Below are 26,437 nucleotides of genomic sequence, written 5' to 3' on the forward strand. Positions count from 1 at the left end.
TCCTGTTGTTTTATTAACGCTTCTGTTCTAGATAATTTGTATAGGTCGCAAATTCCTGTTTAGTTGGAACAGCATAGGGTTTGAATTTCTCTAAATTGGCTGCTGTGGCTTCATCTTTGAAATAGGCGCGAAGCTTGGTTAGATTAGCGGCTAAGGTTTCATTAAATAAAGCGCGGGAGTCATCGGTAGGCATGGTCAAGCCAATCCGTAGGTCAAAATTGCTGAGGGAGATACGCTCTTTCCCTGCAAATAGCTGATTAAAGGTTTTGATGCCTTCTACCCACAGGATTAGATGAATGCCAAGTTCTGCACCTTGAGAGGCGATCGCCATTAACTTCTTCGCATCATCGGACATATCGGGATTACCGCGATTGTCAACGGTGGGGCGCAAGCTATTTAGTCGTTCTAATGTGCCGATCGCTGCTACAAAAAAGATGGAAGCACCAAAATTAGTCGTATCGGGATCGGCTTCGCGTAATTGCTTACGGCGCTCGAATTCGGCACTAATATTTTGCAGGGTGGTATTTGCCTTGCTGATTTGGCGATCACTGTCGGCGAAGTCTTTGGCGATCGTAATTGGGAAATAGGTTGAGAAGGATTCACGGAAATTAGTGGTCATACTTGACCAGTGACTACCACGATCGTCTTCATCGGAGAGGTCGATGATGTGAAATTCGGCTTTTTTGGGTTGATGGCTGCAAACAAGGCTAGTCATCACGCCGCCGAGAATACCAAAGATATTTTCTTCGATGTTGCCGACTAGAAGCATATTGCTACGGCTACGGCGGCGGAAGATGGCGCGGCTATGGTAGCCAATTTGCATCGCTTCACCGACCCATGCAATGCTAGGAAAATCACGGACGCGCCAGTTTGATTCATTGACGATATCCTTGATATCCGCAGGGCTGAGCCAAGTATCAGCCGATGCTAATACCGTCAATAGTCCGTTATTTCTCAGACGGGTGGGATGTCTGCCATCAAAGACTACCAGTTGATCGGTGGGTGGGCGTTGGTAGCCAGTGGCTTGCACAGCTTCTTGGATCTTTCGTAGTGCCATTTTGCGTTGATCGGTGGAAGCATCGGCAACTTGACCGATTTCGTTACTGCCTTTGCGTCCAAAGTCAGAGTTGTAAATAATCCGTCCTGGGCGATCGAGTAAATCGACAGCATCGGTATTTCCTTCCGCGAGGGTCATGGCAGCAACGTTTTGATTCATCTGCATTGCCATCCGCAGATCGATTAGGTCATAGACGCTACGGGTAATGTTTTTGATGTTGGGCGATTGAGAAGCTAGTAGTAAGTGAATCCCAAAAGCGCGACCTTTTTTAACAATGGTGTCAAAGATTTGGTTTAGCTCTGCGGAGATGCTGTCGTTGTCTTCAAATAAAACCTGAAACTCATCAATGACGATGAGAATACGCGGCATCTTTTTGCCATTGGTTTTGTTGCGATATTCGGCAACTTTGGTAATGTCATTAGATATCGACTTCCATTCGTTAGCCCGAATCTGGAACTGCTCATTGACTTTACGCAGGACGCTCAAACCAAACTCGCGATCGCTTTCAATAGAAATAACTTTGGCATGGGGTAATGCTTTTGTAAGATCAAGATCATTAGAAGAGCCAGAATCTTCACCGCGATCAGGATCGACATAGACTTGAAATTCTACGCCTTCTTTGAAGTCGAGTAGATATAGTTCTAATTCATCAGGAGAATAGCGCATGGCTAAACCGTTGATAATGCTGTGCAAGGTGTAGCTTTTACCTGCCCCTGGTTTACCAAATAGCAGCGATTGGCTAACTTCTAAGCCCTTAGGGTTTTGTCCTAACCAGAATTCTAGTTTTTCTCGCGCACCCGCCACACCGATCGCTGTCCGAATTTCACCACGACTATCGCCTGTCCATAGAGTTTCTGGATATAGATGCGAGAAGGCAACGGTATCAACTTTGACTTCACCACTAGCTTTGCTAATCATGGCGGTGAGTTGGTTAAAGCGATCGCTTTCAGGCGGCTTATCTAAGGTTGCATAGCAAATTATCGGCGCTTCAGGGGATTCATAAACAAATAGGGGTTCGCCGTTGTAAGACTTTCCTGCGGGGCGTAAAACCTGACAATGTGCCTTGAACAAGTCGTAATTAAAGTTACGTGGCTTTTCTAGGGTTTCGTCGATGTGAATGATGGTGTAAACCCCTGCTCTTGAACCATTGACTAGAAGGCTATTGAGATATTCAAAGGCGCGATTGTCAAATTTGCTAGGAAAGTCTGCAATAAACAGATAACGATAAGCTTCTTGAATCGCTTCGGCGGCGGCGTTGTAGGCTTCGATATTGTCGTAATCACGACTGAGATAGTTTTGGATGACTTGCTCGGTATGTCCGATCAGCTTATGCAGTTGTTCTTGAATGTCATCGCTGGTTGTATAAGTACGCTTGCCGCGTATTTCTTCGGGTAGGCTTCTAAAGGGGAAGGTATTTCCCATGCTGACGGGATCGATGAAAATGCCTTGCAGTTTTCGGGCGGGGAATGTGGCGATGGCGCGTAGTGCGATCGATTCAAGGGCAGCAGTTGCGGCTTGTCTGGTTTCGGGGCTATTGGTAAAAATAGCGATATGTCCAGAATCCTTTCCTTGCTTGAAAGTTCGGCATTGTAGTAGTAGTGGTAGCTCATTTAGGTATTCTGTTCTTTTGTCAGACATTAATTGCTGAATACCTGATTTCTCTACAAATTCTGAAATATTAAAATCAAAATCACTTGCTTGACTTTGCGTAGAAACAATTTGAACAATTCGAGCCAGAATAGATTCAATTCCTTGAATTTCAGATACAGAACCATGTGCTACATTGTCACTCCATCTGGGCTTTTGAACTAATTCCTTGATATTGAAATTAAACTTACTCCCCTGATGTCGAATCGTAATAAGTTGACCAGTCCGCAATAGCATAGGTGCAAGCCCTTCAGTTCTGGATCTGTAGCTATTCTCTACATTACTATTCCACCAACGCCTGTCATTCCAAGGAACCGTAATCTGTCTAGATGGTGTGTCTAAAGACTTAAGTCCTCCATCAGTCGCTGCTAAAATTCTATCTAAAAACAAATATGAAGATAGAAGTAGCTGTGATGAATCAGCAATGCTATTAGCAAGATTATCCGTTAATGTCTCATCGATTGTTTTTTGAGCGATTTGAAGGAACGCAAGCACGCGAGACAATCTTCTCGCCAATGCCTCGCGAATATTTATCGCTTCTTGCCCCAATTGCCCTCTTTTGTTGTTGATCTTTTGATTCCACTCCTCCTCACTGGTCTTTATTTGCTGTTCATAATCCTCTTGGGCAGACTTAATTTTCTCTTCCCAGTCTTCTTCGGCAGACTTTAATTTCTTGGGAGATATTCTCTGTAGGTCGTTCAAGATTTCAATACAGCGAAATTCATCTCTTTGTAAAGACTCTAAAGCTTCTTTTGCTTTAGCACGTTTTGTTATAACTTCAAGAATGTTTGCCATAGTTTCGTAATCCAATATTAACTCGATGAAAAAAGTTTATGTCGTAGTAGAATTCTCTATAAATTAATTCGCCAATAGTAAACACCACTGAAAGCTATAAATACTCCCCAAACACCTCCAACACTTGCACCAAAAATCAAAGCTGCGATAAGAAATAAAGTTTCAATTAGAAGAGATTTGTTTAAATCTTTTATTTCTGATTTTTTTCTTTCAATAGAATATGAACAAGACTCTAACTGTTGTTTTGCCGATGCAATATTAGAGGATTGAGATTTTTGCAAACTTGACAAACCAGAGTTTCTGGCATCTCGTAAACTTGTCAAATCAGAATCTCTTTCATGTCGCAAATCAGCTAAATCAGAATACTTGGCTGTTTCTAAACTCTCTGGATCGTTTTTTGCTCTTTTTTCATGTGCTTGCCAATCAGCAAGACCATTACTAAGACTCATTACCAAAACATCAAATTCATCCTTCTTTAGATTTAAAGCAGCTTGAGTGAATTCCAACGTTTCAGCGTGTTCAACTTCAGGCAGATCTGAAAGACTATATCTAGAGACCTTCAGGGCTGTATCTCTTTTGTCATTTGGCAACTTATTTTTACAGTAAGAGAGAAATTCTTTTCCTGCCTCGAAGTTATGCCAAGCATTCACAATACTTTCTAAAGCAGTCTGTTCCGTCGCTTGGCAGTAAATATCAAGATCTTTTAAAGCATCAGAGTTTTCAATTGTTTGGTTATCTGTTGTCATAGATTAATGAGCCTTAAATTGATAGAAAGATGGAATCGCTACATATCAAGTAGCTAGACATGAGAAATTGAAAAGAGATTAAGATCTCCGACTTTTTCTCTGCAAGCAGTGTTAACTTTTGTCCTCAGCACAAAAAGTCGGAGATCTGACATTCGACAACTCGCTTTTAATTTAAAAATAGTGAAGAAACTCCCTAAGAATGCAGAAAATTGGAAATCGCTGCTTGTATAAGCGATTAACTGTCTAAAACTTGGTAAATCTCACCCCTGCTTGACAAACTTATACAAAATATACAGAAAAAAAGAATAGAAAGCAACCAATTTAATTAATGTAATTTATGTCGATTTTTTAGATATCTGATTTTCTGACAAGTAAAGATGTAGCTCCAACCTAGTCAAAAAACTGGGGATCATTGCATGACAAAGGTTTCGTAGATAAATTGTCCCTGCGTGGTCAGGTTTAGGAGCCGAGCATTCCCGATTTAAGGTGATCTGAGAATTTGTAAATTGCTGCGTCAATGCTCAGCCCCACCTAATTTCCTAAATTAATATTGGTCGTAATGACCACCGATCGCAAAAATATAAACGTACTTATCATCAAATTTATAAACAAGACGATCCTTTTGAGAAATCCGTCTTGACCACAAACCCGACAAATTATGCTTCAACGGCTCAGGTTTTCCCGTCCCCTTAGTAGGATCTTCCCTCAAAATTTCCTTGAGCAGTTTACAAAGACTCTTGTGCAGATTTTTATCCTTTTGCCGCAGTTCCTCATAAACCTCCCAAGTATCACCCTCAAAGACTAAGTATCTCATTCAACTCTTCCTTGCTGGGATGATAGCCTTGATTTTGGGCATGGGTAGCCATAGAAAGAGATATCTGTTGGATGAGGTTACTATTTTGCAAAATAAACAAAGTTTCCTGCTGCTGCTCCCAATCTTCAGCACTGACCACAACAAAATCTTCCCCATCTTGACTCGTAATTTTGAGGGGAATATGTTGTTGAATTACCTGCTTTACAAAGGCTTGTAGATTATTTGTAAATTGGTTAATGGAGATAGATGTCACTTTTTTCTCCGCGATTACTTAGCTTTTAATTCAAGTTAATTGTAGCGCGATCAGTAAAACTACGTCTAAAGTTAATAGTGTCGAACAGGGCAACCGCATAAAAAATAGACGGCTTAAATTTGTTCGACAGAATAAGGACATTCTTTCGGTAAATCTTTGGGTTTAAGGCGGGTTTCTTTTTCTACCCAAACTAACGCTAACTCGAATCCATCGGTGATCACTTCCGAGAGGTAAGACTTTAGGCTAGGATTTTTTCGGATTAGTTTTTTTATTTGAATTCTTTGCTCTTTGATGGTTAGTCGCCAACTTTTACCGCGCAACATTGGCGGCAAATCCCACTTAATTAAATGCGCTAATAAAATTGCTAAGCGATTTTTCAACTCAGAGCTTTTTGGGTTATCCAAAGACTCAATTTCCTCAGCCAAATTTTCTATATCTAATCCATCCCATCTACCTAAGCGTAAACGCTCTACTTGCTCAACTGTCCAACGATAAAAATCTGAATCATATAGTAGTGTTGACATGATCAAAATCACCTTTTGATTGCCTAGCTTTTAATCCAAATTGATTGTAGCGCGATCAACAAGTAAAAAAGAAACGAGAAACGCAAAGATTATTTAACGAATCCTAGGCGATCGCCTGAATCAAGATTTGCGACCAATTAATAAATAAGTCCTCATAATCCCTTTGCCCTTGATATCAATTTCTCTCATTTTGTCGAATTGATACTTATGTTTTAAGAGTTGATAAGTCGCTTCGGTAACTTGGATACAACCTGCAATTCCTTGAGACTCCATTCTGCTCGCGACATTGACAGTGTCACCCCATAAATCATAAATAAACTTCTTAGTACCAATTACTCCCGCGATCGCCTGTCCTGTGTGAATGCCAATTCTGAGCGAAAAAGGGCTACCATCGCCACGCTTAAACTTTTGAATGGAAGATTGCATATCTAAAGCCATCTCCGCGATCGCTTCGGCATGATCCTTGCTAGGGACGGGCAACCCCCCAACCACCATATAGGAGTCGCCAATAGTTTTGATTTTCTCTAACTCATACTGTTCGACAAGATGATCAAAATCAGAAAAAATATCATTGAGAACATTCACTAACTGACTTGGAGAAATGGAAGCGGCATATTCCGTAAAGTTCACAATATCCGCAAAGAGAACAGTCACTTCATCAAAGGAATCCGCAACAATTACTCCACTCGTTTTGAGATGTACCTTTGTAAGAGACTGTACTGATTTGAGTCGTTCCGCAATCTCTTGAGGCAAAACATTCAACAAGAGCCGTTCTGATTTCTTTTGTTCAACTCGCAAACTCTCTTCGGCTCGCTTTCGTTCCTGCGCTTCCATTCCTAAAGACAAGAGATCAGATAGAGAATTAACAAAGCTAATTTCTTCCTCTAGCCATAAATGTTCTATTTCAGTATGTTCAAAGGCGACAATGCCCATAATATCTCCTCCAACTTCAAATCTTGATAGGAGAATGGAAACAATATTGGAAGGTTTAAGATAGGATTCAAGAAGTTCTTGGACAACTTCTTCTTCTTGGACATCTTCGATCGCAATAGTATGATTTTCTAGTAACGCATTAAAAAAGTTAGGAAATTTTTCGGCATTTAAAACATCGGCTTCCGTATGGAAGTTGAGACTTCTTTGATAAAGATCCAGACACTGAAGTACAGTTTTGGTTTTATTGAAAAGCCAAATGCTTACCCGCTCTACGCCTAAGGCATAACTACCCGTTCTGGCAATATTTTGGACAGCCATAATAAAGTCACCTTGATTGATTGACTTATCTTTGGATAATCCAAATAAAATTTCTTGTTGCCTTCGGAGTTGCTGTTCTCGTCGATAGAGAATAAAATTAGTCCGTTGTAAGGAAGCCTTAGACGCATCTAGCTCATTACTTTTTTCTTGGACTAAATATTCTAAGTCTTGATTAGACTTTCTGAGGCGCTGTAAATTTAAAATAAAAGATCGGGTAAGCCAGAAACCAGAAGCTATAGCGATCGCTACGAGCATTAACCATAAATACATAGGCTCTAAAGAAAAGCCTTGACTACTTAAAATCAGCAACTCATTTGATCTAAGAGATTGAAAATCTTTAATATTTTCATGGCTATCCGCTAGTAACTTAGGCAAATTTTGCGATCGCTGCTCTAAGTTACTAGCGAGTCCATCGGTGCTAGCAAGGCTATCTCCGCATATAGTGGCTTGTAACAAAATAAATATCATAAACATCTGTATGCCGAAGTAAGCTGCTCGATTAGCCTTTAGCAGCTTATGTCCCATAAATTTAGGCAGATGATGAAATATCAGAATTTTAAAAGTAATACAACATAAAATTTTAAATATTGGTTATGCTATCTTGCTCCCCGATGGCGGTCAATTCGCACAATTGCTGAGCTATGCCGACCTAATTTTTAAAAATGCTCACTTGCCACTACTGAAATTTCAAATCCATAGCCGCTTACGATCTGCCCTGCTCGAATTTTACAGCCTTTGCGTAGTTCCATCTGACCATCCACTTCTACATCACCATCGACAATCATCAACTTAGCTGCTCCCCCAGTATCCGCAACTCCACAGACCTTTAAGAGGTTACATAGAGTTATATATTCGCCAGTCAGTTCAAAGGTTTCTTGCATTATTTCTTGCATTATTTTGGGTAGTCCTAAAATGTTAAAAGATGGGTGGCGGGACACACTGCCCCATCTTTATCATTTTAGGACTACCTTGTTCTAAAAGCTGTGGCGCACAGCTTGCGCCACAGCTTTTGGAATTTTATATTTAATTGCGCCTAGCTACTTACGCACAAATATAGGCATAAATATACGCATAATAGATAAGTACGGATACTAAACAGATTATTTAAATTTCCATGAGTCAAATGTGGCAAGAGTTAGAGCGCGAAGTCGAACGGCGACGCACCTTTGCAATTATTTCGCACCCCGATGCGGGGAAAACAACCTTAACTGAAAAGTTACTGTTGTACGGAGGTGCAATTCACCTTGCGGGCGCAGTTAAGGCTAGAGCGGCTCAACGTCATGCCACCTCAGACTGGATGGAACTAGAAAAGCAACGGGGAATTTCAATTACCTCGACGGTGTTGCAATTTGACTATATGGGCTATTGCATTAATTTGCTTGATACCCCGGGACACAAAGATTTTAGTGAAGATACCTATCGCACCCTAGCCGCTGCTGATAATGCCGTAATGTTGGTGGATGGGGCAAAGGGTTTAGAGCCTCAGACCCGCAAATTATTTGAAGTTTGTCGAATGCGATCGCTGCCGATCTTTACCTTCATCAATAAAATGGATCGCCCTACCCGTGAGCCATTAGAGCTTTTAGATGAAATCGAGAAGGAACTGGGGATCACTCCCTATGTGATGAATTGGGCGATCGGTACAGGTGACCAATTTAAAGGCATATATGATCGCGCTAGCAAAACTGTCCATTTATTTCAGCGTAGCGCTCATGGACAAAGGGAAGCGACGGTCAAGATTTATCCCTTTGATGATCCCCAAGCCATCAAGTTTATTGGCGACAATCTCTACAATCAACTCTTAGAAGATTTGGAAGTTCTCGATTCTCTCGGTGCGGAATGGAATACGAAAGATTTGCATCGGGGCAAGCTTACGCCAATTTTCTTTGGTAGTGCGATGACCAATTTCGGTGTAGAGCTATTTTTAAAATCTTTTCTCGAATGTGGTCTGACTCCAGCCGTCCATGATAGTTCGAGTGGCGAAGTGTCTCCCACTGATGAGGATTTTTCGGCTTTTGTATTTAAGCTACAAGCCAATATGGATCCCCGCCATCGCGATCGCATTGCCTTTGTGCGCGTTTGTTCGGGCAAGTTTGAAAAAGACATGTCTGTAAACCATCTGCGAAGTGGCAAAACGATCCGCCTCTCCCACGCTCAAAAGCTATTTGGTCAAGATCGTGAGGCGATCGATGTTGCCTACGCAGGCGATGTGATTGGCTTAAATAATCCGGGGATGTTTGCGATCGGCGACACGATTTATATTGGCAAAAAACGTCAATACGCGGGGATTCCCTGCTTTTCTCCCGAACTGTTCAGCACTCTCCGCAATCCCAATCCTTCCAAATTCAAGCAATTCCGTAAGGGTATTTCGGAACTACAGGAAGAAGGTGCAATTCAAATTATGTATTCCGTTGATGAATCGAAGCGTGATCCTATTCTTGCGGCTGTTGGACAACTTCAGTTTGAAGTTGCTCAGTATCGTCTTCAAAGTGAATACAATGTGGAAACAATTCTTGATTCGATGCCTTACTCCGTAGCCCGATGGGTGGAGGATGGCTGGGAAGCCCTCGAAGCAGTGGGTAGACTTTTTAACACGATGGTCGTTAAGGATAGCTGGAATCGTCCCGTATTGCTATTTAAGAACCAATGGAACTTAAATCAAGTGGAAGCCGATCATCCAAAATTAAGACTGAAAGCGATCGCGCCTATCGCTGAATTAATTTCTAGCGAGTAATCCCAAAAGGTGAGTGGCGGCGCTTTGCGCCGCCACTCACCTTTTGATTATATTGATGCAGTCCAATAGGGTGAAGCTAAATTGTTAAGAGAGGACTATATTTAGACAAATAGTCATAACCAGCTAAAAGTCTAAGCTAGTGAGCGATCGCAATGATGTCCACACAAAATTCTAAAACTCACTCACACTCCACCAAAGCCCTCGCAATGGGAATGGCGTTAAAAAAGTTGTATGAGACGGGGCGTAAAGATTTTGGGAGTGAAAATTTTTCGGGGCTGAAATTATCCTGCTGCAAGCTTCCTCATATTAACCTGACGAGCGCTGATCTGCGCGATGCTGACCTTGACCTGACCGACCTGAGCGGAGCCGATTTAAGGGGAACAAACTTAGAGCGATCGACCCTAAGTTTTACAAATCTCAGGAACGCTAATCTAAGTAACGCTAATTTAGGGGGAGCAAATCTAGGGGGAGCAGATTTAAGTGGGGCGATTTTACGGGGGGCAATTTTAAAAAATGCCAATTTACGGGGGGCTAACCTGAGCAATGCTCATTTGGAATTTGCCGATTTACAAAACGCAGACTTAACGGGGGCAAACTGCTTTTCTTGCAATTTTAGTTACGCCAATATTCAAAACGTGGATTTCACCGACGCAAATCTAGAGAATGCCATTCTTTTGTAAAGTAAAAAAACTTTACTTTGCCTACGGCAAAATTTTCTCACTCTATACCGATCGCTAGTCTGGTATAGACCGTAGCTAAAGCATTCGCATCACCGACATTTCCGGGGAATAATACTACAGGTAAATCGGGAAAGCGCGGATGATCTTCAGGGGTTTTAACCACTGAGCAGCCAGCTAAAATTTGACCTAACAGCCTCGCTGTGGGTAAGTTTAAGCCTGTGCTTAAGACATCATTTGAAGTGATGCCGCCTTTACTAATCAAAAAGCCAATATCAGATGGTAATCCCTGCACGATCGCCATTAATAGAGACGATACCGATTGCCCAAAGGCAAGGCGAGTCTGAATATTGTCAAACTCTAATTCTTTACGACTGGTAAATACGACAGCAGTTTTTCCTGCGGCATGGGCTTGTTCGACCTGAGCGACGGCTTCTTGCTGGAGGATTGGCGATTGTGTTTCCACATCATTCAGTAGGCGTGAGACATCAATCTCTACAGGGACAGTATTCGGAGCCTTAAGTAAATTTTCAAGTTGTTCTGTAGTTTTCTTAACGTGAGAACCCACGATCGCCACCCCTGCCTTGTGCGATCGCATATATTTCGACATTTCCTCCGCAGCAATGGGTTGAGGCGGCAACTTCGCTAGAGCCGTCAGGAGACTTGCCGCACTACGGAATAAAAAGCGCTTACCCGTCGCCGCGATCGCCAAAACATCAGAGGCAAATTGATTTAGATCCGCTTGATTTTCCGCATCCACCACACCGCATTGGTTGTCATGCATCTTCGCCAAGCGCAGACGGCAGCCCGAACGAATGTCCCCTAACAAAAATCTTTCCACCTTTGCCGCAGGAATCCGCCCCTTAGTCTTCTCCTCAACATAATCAGGCAAGTAGCTATGCTGGTATCCAAACACGGAGTCTTTAGCAAATTCTGTCTCATGGACTGGCGTTGGCACACCATTGACCACTAAGTAATGAATGCTGGACTTAGTAAAGCGCCCCCCTTCAAAAAATGCAGGCACAAGGAAATGAGCATCAAAATTACCTAGCTCCTCCGCGATCGCATCCGTCTCAATCGGATAATGCCCGCGCAAAGTCGAATCTGAACGACTAACGATCATAAACTCATGAATACCCTCAGCTTCTAAGGCAGGTTTGAGATTACGACAAACCTCACGGGTAACTTGGGTAGCATCTTCGGGCGTAAGCGATCGCGTATTTGTCAACACAAACATAATCGGCGAAACATCCGCTAGCCCAGCCCTTAAAGTATCTACATCCCACTTAGTTAGCAATAGGCAGCTATGCACAGTTTGCGAACCTGTCGGATCGTCATCAAGAACAATGATTTTGGGTTGTCGGGAAAAAGTAGCTGCCATTAACGTACTTGTGGAGATGAGATTTTATATTAATACTTGTAGCAGCTTATCCTGAATTATCGCGATCGTCACTTTAGTTATTGTTTGTCAGTTTTTGGCTTAAAAAACAAATTCATAAAAACAAATAAAAAAGGCGGCTTTTCGAGCCGCCTTTTTTATTTGTTTCTCCTACCCAAAGCTACGCACATAACTACTCCGAGAGCAAAGCTAATAGTTCTCAAGGTAATTGCCTCTCCTACTAAAAATGCTGAAGCAATAATCGTCAAAAATGGCTGAAGCAGTTGTAGTTGTCCTACTCGGGCAATCCCTCCCAAAAATAAGCCGCGATACCATGCAAAAAAGCCTAAAAACATACTGAAGCAGCTTATATACAAAAAACTGAGCCACACGTTACCTGAAATGGTGGCAAACGAAGATGGGGAATGCATTAAAACAATCGGTAATATGAATGGGAAAGATAGTACTAGCGCCCAGCAAACCACCTGCCATGAGCCAAAGGTACGTGCCAAAATAGTGCCTTCCGCATAGCCAAAGCTTGCAGTTATAACTGCTCCTAATAGAGCTAAATCCGCAAATTTGATAGTGCCAGTGCCAGAAGTGAGTGCAAAACTCACAACCAAGCCACTACCAGCGATCGCAAATATCCAAAAATTTGGAGAGGGTCTTTCCCCAGCCCGCCATACACCAAAAAAAGCAGTGGCTAAAGGCAATAACCCAATAATCACCGCTCCATAGGAAGCAGAGGTATCTCGCATGGCAAGAGTGGATAGCAATGGAAATCCCACAACTGCTCCACTAATCACGATCGCAAAGCTAGGCAAAAATCGCCAATGCGGAAAAGGCTGTCTAGTCGTCACTAATAAAATCAAGGACAACACCGAAGCAATGACTGCGCGACCTAGACCGACAAATATGGGGTCAAATTCCGTTAAAGCAATTCGAGTGGCAGGGAGAGTAATGCTAAAAATAAGCACTCCAAGGAACCCATATACAAGTCCCATGGAATCTTTTTTAGCTTGTGGATTAGTCATTTTTAACTTGATTAAAAATCAATAAAAACATAAAAAGGTGTAGCTTTTTTGTGCTTTTACTGGCTTTTAAGCAAATTTTGGAAATAATTAGGCGTGCGTGGCAGAGCTTCGCACGCCTAATTATTTCCAATTTACGAAAGTGTGACCACACTTTTGTGAAAACGAATTCATTGGGTTTCTAGTAGATGTGGCGCGGGCGAAGCCCGTGCCACATCTACTCAATGCGTAAGCTCTAAAGGATTTTAAAAGCACTAAATGGCTTAGCCATTTAGTGCTTTGGTATTATTCACTTGGAAGAGAGAGCTACCTATATTCCAACCCCAAAATATTAATAAAATGGTCTTAGAGCTTGGATAATCACCGCAGCAGCTCGTTTAGAATCTTCAGGCTGATCTAGGGTCTGACTCACTTGCGTTAACTGCTTTTCTAACGCTTCAATAGTTTCATAGGTTTGAAACGTAAGTTGCATCAAATCATCAAGATCGTAAGTATAGAGTGCCGACCAGTCCCGCTCTTGGGGACTAAATCGATAATTTAGGCTGGAAAATAATAAAATCTTGGCGTGCAGAGGACTTATATTTCGCGAAATATCTGTGCGTAGATCAAAGAGATTAGTTAAATATTTGAGATTGTGGCGATGCGGGATTGTGTCAGTGTCCTGACCATTTTTTTCTGAAGAGTTTTGTGGAGAATTGCTCCCATGGTTTTTAGCTAATTTAGAGGCAAAAACTTCAGGATTTAAAAAGCTTTCGGGGAGAGTGCCATCATCTCGTAAAGTATATAAAAAACCAATGCTATCGATAATACTATCGGCAGCAAGAAGGTAGTCTGACTGTTTGCTAAGTTGCTTAACATGACTACTTAGCTTTTGCTTGAGAGTATTGAGATCAGGAAACATGATCATCAATTCTCGGACAAGCTGACGCACATGCAACGCTTTGACTTCGTTGACATCATTTGACCAAGTATCATGACAAGTAAAGAGGATAAGGCGTTTGATGCGAAGGACATTGCTGTCTTGCTCCAAGTTATCTATAACTTCCTCTAGAAGATTGAAATCTTCCATAGTCTTTTTTGTTACGCTATGCGATGCTCATATGACATCTTGGTTGATTAAGGCGGTTTGCGTCAAGGATTCATAGAATAATTTTTGAATGTTACCTTGAATTCATTAACTTGAACTGATTTTAATGCAGATCGCTACAATTTTGCTTTGGTTGTCTGCCTTTTGGCTCAAGGATAGATTTGGTTAATTATAATAAGCGTTGAAAAACGAAAATACTGCGACCAAGATCTTCGGCTTTTGCTGGGCGATCGCCGATAGCTTTCGCTAATCATCCAAAAAGTCGGGGATCTGAGCAGTTATCAGGTTGCTTTTGCTTAATCGGCGATCGCATTCATCCTAAATCTTTTAGCTACTCAGAATGGGATAGACATTATTTGATTAATCCATTCTTCAGCAGTAGAGGCTTCCCAAATGAGAATAAGTGCATCAATTGCGTCACTAACTGGCAATTTCTGAGAAAGAATTAAAACCCCTGAACTGTTTTTTGAGCAGTTTTTAACTTCTGATATAGAAGCGGATTCTTTTGTCTATAGGACTTTTGCAATTTCTCAAATTCTTCTTCACCTTCTTTGAGATATGCGTCAACTAACTCGCGGCTGCCAAGATAAAAGGCGATTGCTCCATAAACCTGTTCTAGTGAGAGTAATGGAAAGTCTTGGGCAATGCTTTCAGGTGACTTACCATTCAAAAAGGCATAAACAACTGAATCCAGAGAAATACGGGTTCCTTCGACCCAGTATCCTCGATCGCGTTGCTCGATATATCGTTTTGCTAAGGTTGGTGCTGCGGTCATAAAGCTGCTGGCTATTCTTTATGTAACTATTTTAAGCGATCGCTTCGCCCTATCATCAACAAGGTAATCACGATTTTTCTCCAAAACGTACTACACCATCCGCGATCGCACTCAAGAAATTTGAAACAAATAACCAACTTCGTAGTGCATAGACACAGCTAATTTGGAGTATTAGAAATTCTTTTAAAATAAGCTAAACACAGTTCTCAGGAATTCACTATTACATCAATCTAACTATGTCTTTCACTACAAGATCGGCAATCGCACTTTCAAGATCAAAAACGAGGATTATAGTTTTCCCAATTACGATCAAATTCTTCTGATTTAATAAAATCTCGAACTCGTTTGAACTTTACCATTGGATTGTTAGGCATTAATTCAAGTATATTCATGAACCACCAGTTCACATCTCGGCTTTCTTTAGGCTTTGCTTCCTCCCACTTTTGCCATAGATCATCGTATTCTTTCTGAATTTCCAAGACTGTTTTTTTCTCTATCTCATCAATATTCACAACAAAAAAACTAGAAAATTTTCTACTCCAGTGTTCAAACATATTTTCCATTTCACGATGATTACTAGCTCTTTTAAATGGATCAAGAGAAGCTAGAAGTGATGAAAGTATTGCAGCCACAACTGAAGAAGTCACAACAACAACTTTAAGCTCTGTGTAGGCGGCTAGAGCTGAAGCGCTAGCAATGACAGCTACAATACTGTTGAGCAGTATAAAAAATGTATGCAAGCCTTCCCAAACAGTAGCTGTTGTACGGTGTCCCCTAGACAAAGAGAGCAAATAAAGGTAGTCATACTTCACATTCTTCAGAATTTCTCGCTGTCTTGGAATTGCATTCATTGAGTTACTCATCTAAATCTAATTTTTACTCATAATTATCTAGGAAAACCTGACAAATATGTATTTAGATATGCATACTGAACCACTTCAGAAAACTGTCAACTTTCATGTTTGAGTCAAAAACGATGGCTGACCATATCTGTGATGTAATAAAGAAATATATGTGAAGTGGATTTGGAGATTTGTCTAACATACATGACAGTCGACATCTAGCAGAATGATCGGTGATTAAGTTAATGCGTGTTTGGCCGATCTGACATGAACTTTGAGAATTGCCGATATCGCCTCACCATTGCGGGCATTCCTCGCCGAAAACAAAAAACACCAGTGTGGTTGATGACAGAATATTAGATTTCCTCATGATTGATGCCAAGCGATCGCGGATATGCTGCAAGTTTTTCTTTTTCCTAACGCTCCTGATGCGAAACTAACTTTGCTTGTTTAGCGATCGCCTTTTTGATTATTCAGAGATATCACCGAAGCGATCGCGATACTTTTGTAATAACGCCTCAGCCTCAAGTCTAGCCTGACGCTCTAGGTTCGCACGTTCTTGAGTAGTGAGATATCTCTTACCATCGCGATCGTACCAATAGACCCATTCGCGTTGCCAACCATCATAAATACCCTGCTCACAACCAATTCCTAAACCAATCTCAGGAATCCATACCATTCTTCCTCCCTCTGGCAAAAGCACCACCGCAGGCAAAAGTTGATATTTTCCATCAACTAACTTGTACACCTCTAAAGATTGATGATCCTGATACAGTCGGCGACCAGTTGTGGAATTGTAAACCACATAATAGAGAATTCCCACCTCTGCATACTTGGCTAACTTTGTGTCGTATTCACCATTATATTTTTTAGAAACAACTTCTAACGCAAGCAATGGCATTACTTTTTCCTGCCAAACCACATAGCTCAAGCGTCCACCTTCACCAGTTTGCTTCGGTACACCCACAGCGAGAAACCCGTCGGGAACGATTGCCTTAGACTTGGTTGGCTCCTCAATGTTTGGCTCGTAATACACTCCCATATCCACACCCCAAAACCAATCAGAGCGACCGCTCCAAATCTCTCGCAATAGATTCAATAGAAGATTGGGAATGTCATTTTGGAGTTCATTATCCACAGGCGTTTCATCGGAATCGGGTAGGTCTTCCGCAGTTGGCAAACGATAAGGAGAAGGTACAGTAACCATAGTTTTTTGTACTTTACGTTGCAAATCTCAGTCTAACTGATAAGCCGTAACGATTCTATCATTCACGGGATTATAGACAGCCATCACACTATTATGCTTTTTATGAGAAAAAAGATACTTCAAACAATTATGTTTACCTGAAGGCATAGTTGCACTCATACTGTAGCCAGCACTCTCAAGAAGAGCAAAAAATTCTTGTTTAGGTAAAGACTTAACCGTAAAAGGAGGTAAGCCAATAATCGCAGGATGTTCATTTAACGGCACGAGTCTCAAAACCTTCCGCTACATTATTCACATTCTGTTTGATGCGCTTAAACTTATCAAACGGAGTATGCCACGAAAAATAATTGGGAAGCACAAACCCAAACCCAATAAACGTAGGAACCACAAAAGGATAGTAAAAAGGCTCATCATCCACCTCAGTACCACCGAACTGAATCACAAAATTTCCGCACCAAAAATATACCCCAACTATTTGGATATCCAAGCTATAAGTTAGCGATCGCAGTTTATCCGACACATTCATAACAAGTATTTTGGATTACTAATCTAAACATTAGCATTTTGGATCTCGCAGCGATCTCATATAGCAACAAATTGGTTTGATGGAATATCCGTCTTGCTGCTTACGCTTGCAACATATGCCAAATGTTCCAGAACAAAAAGATACAAAAAGATATTTTTATTTACATATATAATAACTTTTAAAAGATGCCACCTGCAAAAACATCACACCCAACTTAAAAACTTGCCATGTCTCTAAGTACTCAAAATGAAAGCGCACTCCATCATGTTGTTATTATTGGCGGTGGCTTTGGTGGACTATATGCTGCCCAAAAGCTAGGCAAATCAAAGGTTCCCCTTAAAGTCACCCTCATCGACAAACGTAACTTTCACCTATTCCAGCCCCTACTTTATCAAGTCGCCACAGGCAGCCTCTCCCCCGCCGATATCGCTTCACCATTGCGGGCAGTCCTCGCCGAAAACAAAAATACCAGCGTCGTCATGGGTGAAGTGCTAGATATTGATCCCCAAGCACAGGTAGTTAAATTAAAAAATCACTTAGATATAAACTATGACTCGCTGATCGTGGCGACAGGAGTTAGTCACCATTACTTTGGTAATGATCAATGGTCAGAACAAGCCCCCGGATTAAAAACCATTGAAGATGCGATTAATATGCGTCGCCGCATCCTGAGCGCCTTTGAAGCAGCCGAAAAGACCCATGATCCTAAGTTTAAAGAAGCATTGATGAACTTTGTGGTCATCGGTGGTGGTCCAACAGGCGTGGAACTCGCAGGAACCTTAGCGGAACTTGCCCATCGCACCCTTAGTGATGAATTCACGAATATTGATACAAAAAAAGCGCGAATCATCTTAATTGAAGGAACCGATCGCGTATTGCCTCCCTACCATGTCGATCTCTCTGAAGCGGCGAAACAATCTCTTTTGAAATTAGGTGTGGAAGTTAAAACTAGTGCGATGGTGACGAATATTGAGGATCAAGTTGTTACCTTTAAATGTGGTGAGCAAGTTGAGCAAATCCAAGCTCAAACGATTCTTTGGGCGGCAGGTGTGAAGGCATCGCCAATGGGCAAAGTATTAGGCGATCGCCTGAATGCCGAACTAGATCGGGTTGGTCGTGTGGTTGTCCAGCCTGATATGTCGATCGCCAATTATCCGAATGTCTATGTCATTGGTGACTTGGCGAACTATCCTCACCAAGGCGATCGCCCACTTCCGGGGGTTGCACCTGTGGCGATGCAGCAGGGTGAATATGTGGCGCACTATATTGAAGCTAAAGTTCAAGAGAAAGAACCCAGAAAATTCAAGTATTGGGATTTTGGAAGCCTCGCTGTAATTGGTCGTCATGAGGCGGTTGTGGACTTTAAGTTTATCCGTCTGAAGGGTTGGTTAGCGTGGTTTATTTGGACATTTGTGCATGTTTATTATCTAATTGAATTTGATAATAAGCTTCTTGTAATGGTTCAATGGGGATGGAATTATTTCACCCATCGTCGTGGCGCGAGAATTATTACAGGCAGGTATTTGCAGGCATTAGAAGAAATGGAAGGAATCCGAGCAGGTGGGCTTTCATTAGAAACAAGAGAACCAGCCGAGGTTGTCTAATAAAAAAGGAGTCGCTTTGCGACTCCTTTTTTATTAGACTTCACCCATTGCTACCATTTGGATCGCACGGGGCATCGCTGGATCGAAACCTCCCATATCCCAAGAATTAGGGTCTTTAGGATCGACTAGCGAGAGCCGATAGGGAGCCAAGGTCACATAGATTGCCTTCGCATTAGCATTCACCTTGCGGCGATATTCAGCTAAGGCTTCGCTAGGATGACGATGACCTGCCCAAGATTCGGAATCAGTCCAGAAGCAGAACACGTCTGCATAGAACTTATTCTTAATCGCCCAGTCATAAGCCACCGACGCATCCGTACCACCGAAGTTTTGGTTCGATGCTTTTTGCATTGCCGATGTGAAGGAATCCTTTTTAGTGATTCCCAAATCGCGGAAGTCGGTCGCAAATCCGCGAATCGCATAGTTGGTTTCCGCCTTCACCGTTGCTAAAGCCATCGTTGCTGCAATTTCGCAGCAGGTCAGACCGATAGAACTAACGGTGTAGTAAGCCATCGAACCCGATACATCGATCGCATGGAGGAAAGTCGCACCTGTGGGCGCGATCGCATCGAAGGACATTTCCAGAGCAGTTTCCAGAATATCGACAATGCGAGGAATTGGTTCCCAAGTCTTTTGGCTACGTCCGAGCGCACCACCTGATTGATAGGTCTTGAGAGCTTTCAAAACATCAATGGGGTGAATGCGTCCCTTCTTGAGGCGATCGTGATTGTTCAACACATTGGCGACATGCTTCAAGTTGTCCTTGTTCTTTGCTGTCAAGACACCGAGTTCAGTCAAGGAGCCAAGGTTCCGCAACAATGCACCGATAGGCATTTCGTTAAAGAGCAACTGCCATGCGCGTACATCCATCTGTCCGATGGGAGCCGCCATTTCATGGGTGAGTTTACCCTTAGCGATCGCTTTATGGGTCTTGTCAGGGTGACGCTTTAGCCATTCATACCACCAAATTTGCGCCAGCGCATCCGATGGAAATTGGGTCGGAAGTTCATCCCAACCCTTGACCGCCCATTGATAGAGCGCTTGTTGATCGTCAGTTTCAGGCTTAACGTGAAACAAACGCAACGCATCACGGTGCGAGAAGCCTTGCCGTTGTTGGTACTTCAGCAATTGATAGGCGAGTGCCTTGGTGTCGGGATTGGAGAGCCATGCCTTACCGCTTTCACGAATGACTTTACCGAAGCCACGCATGGACTTGGTGTAGTTCATCCATTCATAGAAGTGGCTACCCGTGCGGACAACTTGAGGAAAGATTTCCATGAAGTTCCGTTTCGCCGCTTGGCTGTCGCCCATCGATAGCAAGACTAGAGCCAGAATGGGAGCGCTGTTATTCACCGCCCGACCATCGCTTGCATATAGAATTTCGCTCTTTGCGCGATTGGGATTTTCGGCGACACATTTCTGCACCGTATCGATGAAATCAGCGGACAGTTCGTGTTTGCCAGCGTAGTAGGTGCTTTGGGCAGTACCAATCAGCAAGCAACGCCGCAACATGCGCCAGATACCCGCATCAAAGGCAAAGCCACCCGATCGCCCTTGGATCATTTCGGCTTCACGACCTGCGATCGCTTGAGTTTGAGTTGTATCTTTGGGTTTCTGAAATAAAAATTTATAAGACATGACATTCTCTGTCCACTTGGGGCAAACCAGTGGGAAAGTTAAAGAGAACTTCCTTCGCCTCGACCAAAGAGAAGGATATTTTTTTAAATTTTGATTGCACTTACAGTGCAATCAAAATTTAAAAACCTAAAAGCTTTTAGCTTTTAGAAGGGGGTGGAATGGGACTCGAACCCACATCTCGCGACATAAGGAGGGGAGCGTTAAAAGCGATAACCTTAAGTCTGCGTCCCTTACGGGCAAAAGTGCGTTCTACCAGTTGAACTATCCACCCCAAGATTTGGGATAAATTCCATTTAGAAAATGGCATTGCCATTTTCTAAATGGAAAACCATTACAGGTTGAGATTTTATCCCAATTGACGGAGAGGGACTCGAACCCTCGACACTTGGCGTTTCAGGCGATAACCCTAAATCTGCGACCCTTGCGGGTAAGTGACGAAAAAGGATGTTTTCAATGCTCTACCTACTGAGCTATCCGTCAATGTTTAGCAAATTGGAATTTTGCCGTAAGCGAAATTCCAATTATTTAGAAGTTTCAATTTGTGAATAGATGCTACCTGCGAACAAGCAGCATCTATCTGGAGCAGTAACCCTGAATGCTTCAGCCCATAAAGGCAAGTCAGTGCATAAAGGAATTCAGCAGTTCGCGAGGCTGCATCTCCTTTTCTAATTGCTACACAATTACTTGAGTAGTACTTGCAATGGCAATCAGGTTAGGCGTTCTACGCGCTTGAACTATGTCGCACTACATTTATACTACATATACTACAAAAATGCAATAGTTTGACTTGGCAACAATAGATGCTATAAGTGCGTCTTACAGAGATAAGTTGCAACTTGTGTACTTAGGAAAATTTTCAAGATGCTTGTAAATAAAACTTTGGCTCATTCTTGTTTGGCTTTATTTGGCGCGATCGCCTACACAGCTTTGACCCCACAGATTACACAAGCTGCTTCCGATCAAACCTTAGAGAGCCTTGTCCAGCAAGCAACATCTGCCGATCGCACCACATCGCAACAGGCGATCGCCAAATTACGAGAATTTAAAGAGGTGGGGGTAGATGCGTTTTGGAATACCTATCGCAAGGATTTACCGAATCAGCCAAAGTTAAGGGCAGTTTTAGACGATATTTGCCAGCAAAAAGATTGTGATGCCTCTCGCCTATATTGGTACAAAGATCTGGCGGCGGCACAGGTGGCTTCCAAGGAAACTGGAAAACCAATTTTAGCTCTGCGTTTGTTGGGCAATCTCAACGACGAACTGAGTTGTGCCAATAGTCGATTTTTCCGCACGGCGCTCTATCCTAACGCTGGTGTGTCTCAATTGCTGCGCGATCGCTTCATTTTAATTTGGCAATCAGAGCGACCTGTCCCTAAGGTAACGATTGATTTTGGTGATGGTCGTAAATTAGAGCAAACAATCACGGGTAACAGCATTCATTACGTGCTAGATAGCGAAGGTCGCCCCATTGAAGCGATTCCCGGTTTGTATAGCCCACAGGCTTTTATCGAAAACTTGAAGGAAGCAGATCGTTTATTTCAATCGGTAAGAGGTTTAGAAGGCGATCTAAATTTGCGTCAAGAGCTTTTAACTAAATATCATCGCGATCGCTATGCCCAATTAGAAAACAACTGGCGATCGGATTTAACTCGATTACGCTTGCCCACCCAGCCTTTACTCCCTTTATCAATTACTGATCCTAAAGCAAGTGCCATGCTCGCAAGCCGCTTGACAGTCGGTAAGGCAATGGTTGAATTACCAACCTTAAGCCGTACCAATGGCGATCCGTTGGCAGAGGTTACGCCGCCTTCTCCCTTTGATAAGTTGAGTGATGCTAACTGGGCAAGATTAGCTAGGCTTTATCAAAATCGCGTCTATCTCGATCAAGGTAGTTTGCAGGTGATGGAGCGTAAATTATCGCCTAATGCCTCCCTCCGAACTGTAGTAAATCGCTTTGAGCGGGCGATCGCACAGGATACAGTTCGCAATGAGTATGTATTTCATGCCCAGATCCATAACTGGTTTGCCAATGGCGAATTTGTGAATAATTCTGTTAATAATAGTGCATCTTTAAACGCGCTTAATCGACGGGTTTATGATCAACTCTTTTTAACACCTGCCAGCGATCCGTGGTTAGGATTAGTTAATGAGAATGTCTATACAGGAATTAGTAAGGTAAATTAATGTAGTCAGTACTTTAAGCGGGCTACATTACAGCGCTTTGCACTTTTTTAAAACCCAGAAATATTTTTGAAGGAGTTACGAAGCGCCGCTTTCAAAAATATTTCTATACTGCTCAAACCCTCAAAAGACTGTAATTCTCGGATTAATTTGGGAATGTTTATGGCAAATCGAAATATTACCGATCGCATTCAAAGATTTAATCTTAGCCAAGCTAGAGATCCTTACTTGCTATCTAAAAAATATGAAGCGATGCGATCTCCAGATGAAAATCCTTTTGTCTTTTTTCGGGCAACCTGCCATCTTTTTTATGAAGATTTACCCATTAAATCTTGGTTTAAGAAAGCTCCCTTGGTTTGGATTTGCGGCGATCTTCATATTGAAAACTTCGGTAATTATAAAGCGGATAATCGTAGCGTTTACTTTGATATTAATGATTTTGATGAAGCTATCCTTGCCCCAACTACATGGGAAATTGCGAGGTTGTTAACCAGTATTTTTGTGGCGACACAGACTTTCGCTATTGGAGAAATTGCCGAAAACCTTTGTCATCAATTGCTCGAATCCTATGGGAGAACTATTGCGGAAGGCAAAGCCTATTGGATGGGGGAAGACACGGCTCCTGAAGTGATCGAAGATTTGTTGTCTCGTAAACATCACGTTAAACGGAAAGCCTTGCTAGAAGAAAGAACTATTCTGGATAATGAAAAGCAAAAGCGATCGCTTAAAATCGATAACAAAAAAGCTCTATCAGTTTCAGAATCCCAAAAGCAGAAAGTACAAGCTTTTATGGAGGACTTTGCGACAAGGCATCCGAATCCGCAATTTTTTAAACTTTTAGATGTAGCCCAACGTATCGCTGGCAAAGGAAGTTTAGGGATTGAGCGTTATGTTTTATTAGTGGAAGGTAAAGGTTCTCCAGATAATAATTATCTCCTCGACCTCAAGAAAGCCCTACCGTCTTCGCTTATGCCCTACAGCATTTGGAAGCAACCCCATTGGCAAAGTGAAGCCGATCGCATCGTGTCAATTCAGAAGCGATCGCAAGCCATACCTATTGCTTTTCTTCAAGCGGTGACAATGGGTGCAGATTCGTTTGTTTTGCGCGAACTTCAATCTACTCAAAGCCCTACCGATAGCTTGAAAATCGAAAAATGGGATGACCAATTAATGCGATCGGAGCAACTGATGCAAGCTTTAGGAAAAGTAGTTGCTTGGTCACATATACGAAGTAGCGGCAGACAGGACTCGGCAACTGTTGAGCAGTTAATGGAGTTTGCAAGCAAATCAAAATGGAGAACTGAAGTAATGGAGTATGCTAAATCCTACAGTCAGCAGGTATATCAAGACTGGAAAGAGTTCTGTAAATAAAAAAGCCCAAAATGGTTTATCATTCTGGGCTTTAATGTTATTCATCGGGAAGAAAGTAGAAGTATGCGAGTCAAGATCGATAACGAGGTTTTATTTATAAATCGGGAGGATGTGCCGAAATATAACAAACAAGGCTCCATTGTCCGTAATAGTTACTTTTGGGCTTTACGATCAATTGCTGGTCGCTCCAACTCTCGCTATGACTGGGAATTTGAGCCAGAAGTATGGATCGCCTTGCAGAGAATGCTACTTTCCTTTGCGGAGTCAGGATATTTGCCCACTCGCGAAACTCAATTGGAATTTGATGCAGAAACAGATGCTATTCCACAAGAACTAAGGCTAGTTTCTACAAGAATAGATCAATAATCAGAGGTACACAACAGAGCTACATACTTCTAAATTGTTGATATCCACTCCTGTATCAAAGAATTAATTGTGTGGTTAGCTAAGATCAATATTTCACCTGTAGCATCTATCGGGGTCATGATGCCATGAGCAATTTTATTTCTAAATTTCAAAAAATCTTTGAAAATTTCAAACTGATCTATTGAAATTTCTCCCCTTGAATAAAGGTGATCCAGTAAATAATTTACAGGAAATCTTTCAATGGGAATATTTTCTATTATTGCTTTTTTACGAAGTGCTGCTTCTAAAATACTCCACAGGAATAGGGTAGCAGGCTCAAAAAATGATTCTTGAATAAGAGTATCTACTTTCAATAATCGAGATTCTAACTCTTGCCAGTACGGAAAGTCTTTTTCCTCTAATTGTAAATTTTCTTCATTCTCATCATCCAAAGTTATTAACACAAACCGCCATCCCTGATGAGATGCAACTTGTTCAGCAATATTTTGCAATCGATCAACCGAAAGACGCTTGAAAGTAGTTTTAACCTCAAAAACTATCCCCCGATCGTCTTTAGTTGCAATCAAATCAGGAAGGTATCCACCTAAGTTAAAGGGTAAGTCTGATTTTGAGGGTTCAGTGACTACTTTATAGCCATGCTCCTGTAATTGTTGAGCAGTAGACTTAATTTTCTGTTGCTCCTGTAAAGATTTATTTGTTGTGATCATAGAGATGTCTCTAAATTTCCAGAAAAACTAGTATTTACATAAACACGTGAATTCCCACAGATAAAACATTACATTACAAGAAACTGAACAGATTTTTAGAACAAACCATCGTTAAATATTATTTTTTCTTATTTTCAAAGTCTTATAGAAGCTATTTGTTTTAAATACGCTTCACTAAAAATTAGCCATACAATCCAAAAAATATAATGTATTATTACGACCAACCAAAATTCGATCTGATAGGACTTTTTGATGTTTTTATGGCGCAGCATTTTTTGGGCTATAAATCCTCCCAACCATCCTCCTAAAAACTCAAAAGAATGCAAGGTTATTTCTGAAGTTCGCCATTTCCCATGATTTGCTTGATACTTGTCAGCAGCATACAAATTAAAAGTAATTAAACTCATACCAATATATAAAATTATTGGCAAAAGATTGAATACTGGAAAGATACTAGCTACTCTCCAAGCAAAGTGACCTGATCCAATTAACGGCAAAATTGATAGGCATAAAGTACTCACTAAAGGAAATGCTTGTTTAGGTACACTTTTAGATGAAGTTTTAGGATTCAAAGAGTTTTTTGTCGATTTATCTCTTGCTCCCAAAATAAAAGCATTGATGGCGCAAACTTTACCATTTTTAGTAACAGTATTGTAGTAAATTGTGTCATTCAGAACAGGAAGGCGAGTTGCATCTTTGATTTCAGAGATGTGTAAAAATACGTCTAAGCTTCCATCTGCTGGCTGAATAAACCCAAATCCTTTTTCGTCTTTCCATTTAATAAGTTTTCCACTAACTAAACCAGATTTCATGGACTAATCCCAACGTTATTCTTCTATTTCTTCTTCAATTGTAGACGCTATATAGCAATCCTAAATGAGTTGTGGAAAAAAGCCATACTTAAAAATCTTCTCAAAGCAAAAGACTTGAAGATGAGTGACTAACTCAAATAACCTCTTCACATTGTCAAAGTTCTTTAGTAAGTGATAGTACTGACGGATAAAACGCTTTGCTTGCAACCAGACATCCTCAATTGGATTCTGAGTAGGATCGTTTGGAGCAAAACGTATACAGGTAATTTTCCAATCTGATTCGCTTTTACCGTCATTGATAGTCGCTAAATAGTCTTTAACCTCTTGAGAACGATGATAGCTTGCCCCATCCCATAACAAAACAATTTGACTGTTAGGATACATGTTGACTAGATATTGCATAAATGCAACCGT

General features: G+C 41.6%; 25 protein-coding genes and 2 tRNA genes. 6 read left to right on the forward strand and 21 right to left on the reverse strand.

Going from position 1 to position 26,437, the window contains the following annotated elements:
• Positions 1-13: 13 nt before the first annotated feature.
• The 7 genes from H6F42_RS10130 to H6F42_RS10160 form a co-directional block, all read right to left on the reverse strand.
• Complete coding sequence (locus H6F42_RS10130) at positions 14-3,499, reverse strand: FtsK/SpoIIIE domain-containing protein (protein WP_190399227.1); 3,486 nt, start codon at positions 3,497-3,499, stop codon at positions 14-16.
• Between the two features lie 56 nt (positions 3,500-3,555).
• The gene (locus tag H6F42_RS10135) at positions 3,556-4,245 is read right to left on the reverse strand and encodes a hypothetical protein (RefSeq protein ID WP_190399228.1); all 690 of its coding nucleotides are present in this window, start codon (positions 4,243-4,245) and stop codon (positions 3,556-3,558) included.
• A 544-nt stretch (positions 4,246-4,789) separates the two neighbouring features.
• A complete protein-coding gene (locus H6F42_RS10140; RefSeq protein ID WP_190399229.1) occupies positions 4,790-5,059 on the reverse strand; it encodes a Txe/YoeB family addiction module toxin in 270 nt (89 codons plus the stop codon).
• The gene (locus H6F42_RS10145) at positions 5,040-5,312 is read right to left on the reverse strand and encodes a type II toxin-antitoxin system prevent-host-death family antitoxin (RefSeq protein ID WP_190399230.1); all 273 of its coding nucleotides are present in this window, start codon (positions 5,310-5,312) and stop codon (positions 5,040-5,042) included. The genes H6F42_RS10140 and H6F42_RS10145 overlap by 20 nt, the downstream gene beginning before the upstream one ends.
• Before the next feature lie 113 nt (positions 5,313-5,425).
• Complete coding sequence (locus H6F42_RS10150; RefSeq protein WP_199288974.1) at positions 5,426-5,836, reverse strand: DUF29 domain-containing protein; 411 nt, start codon at positions 5,834-5,836, stop codon at positions 5,426-5,428.
• A 120-nt stretch (positions 5,837-5,956) separates the two neighbouring features.
• The gene (locus tag H6F42_RS10155) at positions 5,957-7,612 is read right to left on the reverse strand and encodes an adenylate/guanylate cyclase domain-containing protein (protein WP_347272300.1); all 1,656 of its coding nucleotides are present in this window, start codon (positions 7,610-7,612) and stop codon (positions 5,957-5,959) included.
• A 131-nt stretch (positions 7,613-7,743) separates the two neighbouring features.
• Positions 7,744-7,968, reverse strand: a complete 225-nt coding sequence (locus H6F42_RS10160; protein ID WP_190399231.1) for an RNA-binding S4 domain-containing protein — start codon at positions 7,966-7,968, stop codon at positions 7,744-7,746.
• A 233-nt stretch (positions 7,969-8,201) separates the two neighbouring features.
• Between H6F42_RS10160 and H6F42_RS10165 the strand changes: the two genes are divergently transcribed.
• Positions 8,202-9,821: a peptide chain release factor 3 gene (locus H6F42_RS10165; protein WP_190399232.1), complete on the forward strand. Its 1,620-nt coding sequence runs from the start codon at positions 8,202-8,204 to the stop codon at positions 9,819-9,821.
• A 152-nt stretch (positions 9,822-9,973) separates the two neighbouring features.
• Positions 9,974-10,501: a pentapeptide repeat-containing protein gene (locus H6F42_RS10170; RefSeq protein WP_190399233.1), complete on the forward strand. Its 528-nt coding sequence runs from the start codon at positions 9,974-9,976 to the stop codon at positions 10,499-10,501.
• Positions 10,502-10,538: 37 nt separating this feature from the next.
• On the opposite strand, the gene H6F42_RS10175 is transcribed toward H6F42_RS10170, so the two are convergent.
• The 8 genes from H6F42_RS10175 to H6F42_RS10210 all read right to left on the reverse strand — a co-directional run bounded on the left by H6F42_RS10175 (position 10,539) and on the right by H6F42_RS10210 (position 17,344).
• Positions 10,539-11,879: a four-carbon acid sugar kinase family protein gene (locus tag H6F42_RS10175; RefSeq protein WP_190399234.1), complete on the reverse strand. Its 1,341-nt coding sequence runs from the start codon at positions 11,877-11,879 to the stop codon at positions 10,539-10,541.
• Positions 11,880-12,034: 155 nt separating this feature from the next.
• The gene (locus tag H6F42_RS10180) at positions 12,035-12,910 is read right to left on the reverse strand and encodes a DMT family transporter (RefSeq protein WP_190399235.1); all 876 of its coding nucleotides are present in this window, start codon (positions 12,908-12,910) and stop codon (positions 12,035-12,037) included.
• A 328-nt stretch (positions 12,911-13,238) separates the two neighbouring features.
• Positions 13,239-13,976, reverse strand: a complete 738-nt coding sequence (locus tag H6F42_RS10185) for a hypothetical protein (RefSeq protein ID WP_190399236.1) — start codon at positions 13,974-13,976, stop codon at positions 13,239-13,241.
• A 463-nt stretch (positions 13,977-14,439) separates the two neighbouring features.
• A complete protein-coding gene (locus tag H6F42_RS10190) occupies positions 14,440-14,769 on the reverse strand; it encodes a DUF433 domain-containing protein (protein ID WP_190399237.1) in 330 nt (109 codons plus the stop codon).
• 275 nt (positions 14,770-15,044) lie between these two features.
• Positions 15,045-15,620, reverse strand: a complete 576-nt coding sequence (locus H6F42_RS10195) for a hypothetical protein (RefSeq protein ID WP_190399238.1) — start codon at positions 15,618-15,620, stop codon at positions 15,045-15,047.
• Positions 15,621-16,080: 460 nt separating this feature from the next.
• Positions 16,081-16,818: a Uma2 family endonuclease gene (locus H6F42_RS10200; protein ID WP_190399239.1), complete on the reverse strand. Its 738-nt coding sequence runs from the start codon at positions 16,816-16,818 to the stop codon at positions 16,081-16,083.
• 27 nt (positions 16,819-16,845) lie between these two features.
• Complete coding sequence (locus H6F42_RS10205) at positions 16,846-17,091, reverse strand: hypothetical protein (RefSeq protein ID WP_190399240.1); 246 nt, start codon at positions 17,089-17,091, stop codon at positions 16,846-16,848.
• Positions 17,069-17,344, reverse strand: coding sequence for a hypothetical protein (locus H6F42_RS10210; RefSeq protein WP_190399241.1), 276 nt, complete (start codon positions 17,342-17,344; stop codon positions 17,069-17,071). Before H6F42_RS10210 ends, H6F42_RS10205 begins: the two co-directional genes overlap by 23 nt.
• Before the next feature lie 227 nt (positions 17,345-17,571).
• On the opposite strand from H6F42_RS10210, the gene H6F42_RS10215 reads away from it, so the two are divergent.
• Positions 17,572-18,948: an NAD(P)/FAD-dependent oxidoreductase gene (locus H6F42_RS10215; protein ID WP_190399242.1), complete on the forward strand. Its 1,377-nt coding sequence runs from the start codon at positions 17,572-17,574 to the stop codon at positions 18,946-18,948.
• A gap of 33 nt (positions 18,949-18,981) precedes the next feature.
• Here the strand turns inward: H6F42_RS10215 and H6F42_RS10220 are convergent, their stop codons facing one another.
• The 3 genes from H6F42_RS10220 to H6F42_RS10230 form a co-directional block, all read right to left on the reverse strand.
• Entirely contained in the window at positions 18,982-20,586 is a 1,605-nt protein-coding gene (locus H6F42_RS10220) for a TROVE domain-containing protein (RefSeq protein ID WP_190399243.1), read from the reverse strand.
• Between the two features lie 150 nt (positions 20,587-20,736).
• Positions 20,737-20,857, reverse strand: a tRNA-OTHER gene (locus H6F42_RS10225).
• A gap of 84 nt (positions 20,858-20,941) precedes the next feature.
• Positions 20,942-21,066 (reverse strand) — tRNA-OTHER (locus H6F42_RS10230).
• A gap of 381 nt (positions 21,067-21,447) precedes the next feature.
• Between H6F42_RS10230 and H6F42_RS10235 the strand changes: the two genes are divergently transcribed.
• From H6F42_RS10235 to H6F42_RS10245, 3 genes are all read left to right on the forward strand, one after another.
• Positions 21,448-22,770, forward strand: coding sequence for a hypothetical protein (locus tag H6F42_RS10235; protein WP_190399244.1), 1,323 nt, complete (start codon positions 21,448-21,450; stop codon positions 22,768-22,770).
• Between the two features lie 159 nt (positions 22,771-22,929).
• Complete coding sequence (locus H6F42_RS10240) at positions 22,930-24,138, forward strand: DUF2252 family protein (protein WP_190399245.1); 1,209 nt, start codon at positions 22,930-22,932, stop codon at positions 24,136-24,138.
• A 63-nt stretch (positions 24,139-24,201) separates the two neighbouring features.
• Positions 24,202-24,504, forward strand: coding sequence for a hypothetical protein (locus H6F42_RS10245; protein WP_190399246.1), 303 nt, complete (start codon positions 24,202-24,204; stop codon positions 24,502-24,504).
• Between the two features lie 29 nt (positions 24,505-24,533).
• On the opposite strand, the gene H6F42_RS10250 is transcribed toward H6F42_RS10245, so the two are convergent.
• The 3 genes from H6F42_RS10250 to H6F42_RS10260 all read right to left on the reverse strand — a co-directional run.
• Entirely contained in the window at positions 24,534-25,211 is a 678-nt protein-coding gene (locus tag H6F42_RS10250; RefSeq protein WP_190399247.1) for a hypothetical protein, read from the reverse strand.
• Between the two features lie 134 nt (positions 25,212-25,345).
• On the reverse strand, positions 25,346-26,023 hold the full coding sequence (locus H6F42_RS22305; RefSeq protein WP_190399248.1) for a cold shock and DUF1294 domain-containing protein: 678 nt from the start codon (positions 26,021-26,023) through the stop codon (positions 25,346-25,348).
• Positions 26,024-26,083: 60 nt separating this feature from the next.
• Positions 26,084-26,437 (reverse strand): transposase (locus H6F42_RS10260; protein WP_190399249.1); only part of this gene is annotated, 354 nt, incomplete at its 5' end.

The organism is Pseudanabaena sp. FACHB-1998 (assembly GCF_014696355.1).
GTDB lineage: Bacteria > Cyanobacteriota > Cyanobacteriia > Pseudanabaenales > Pseudanabaenaceae > Pseudanabaena.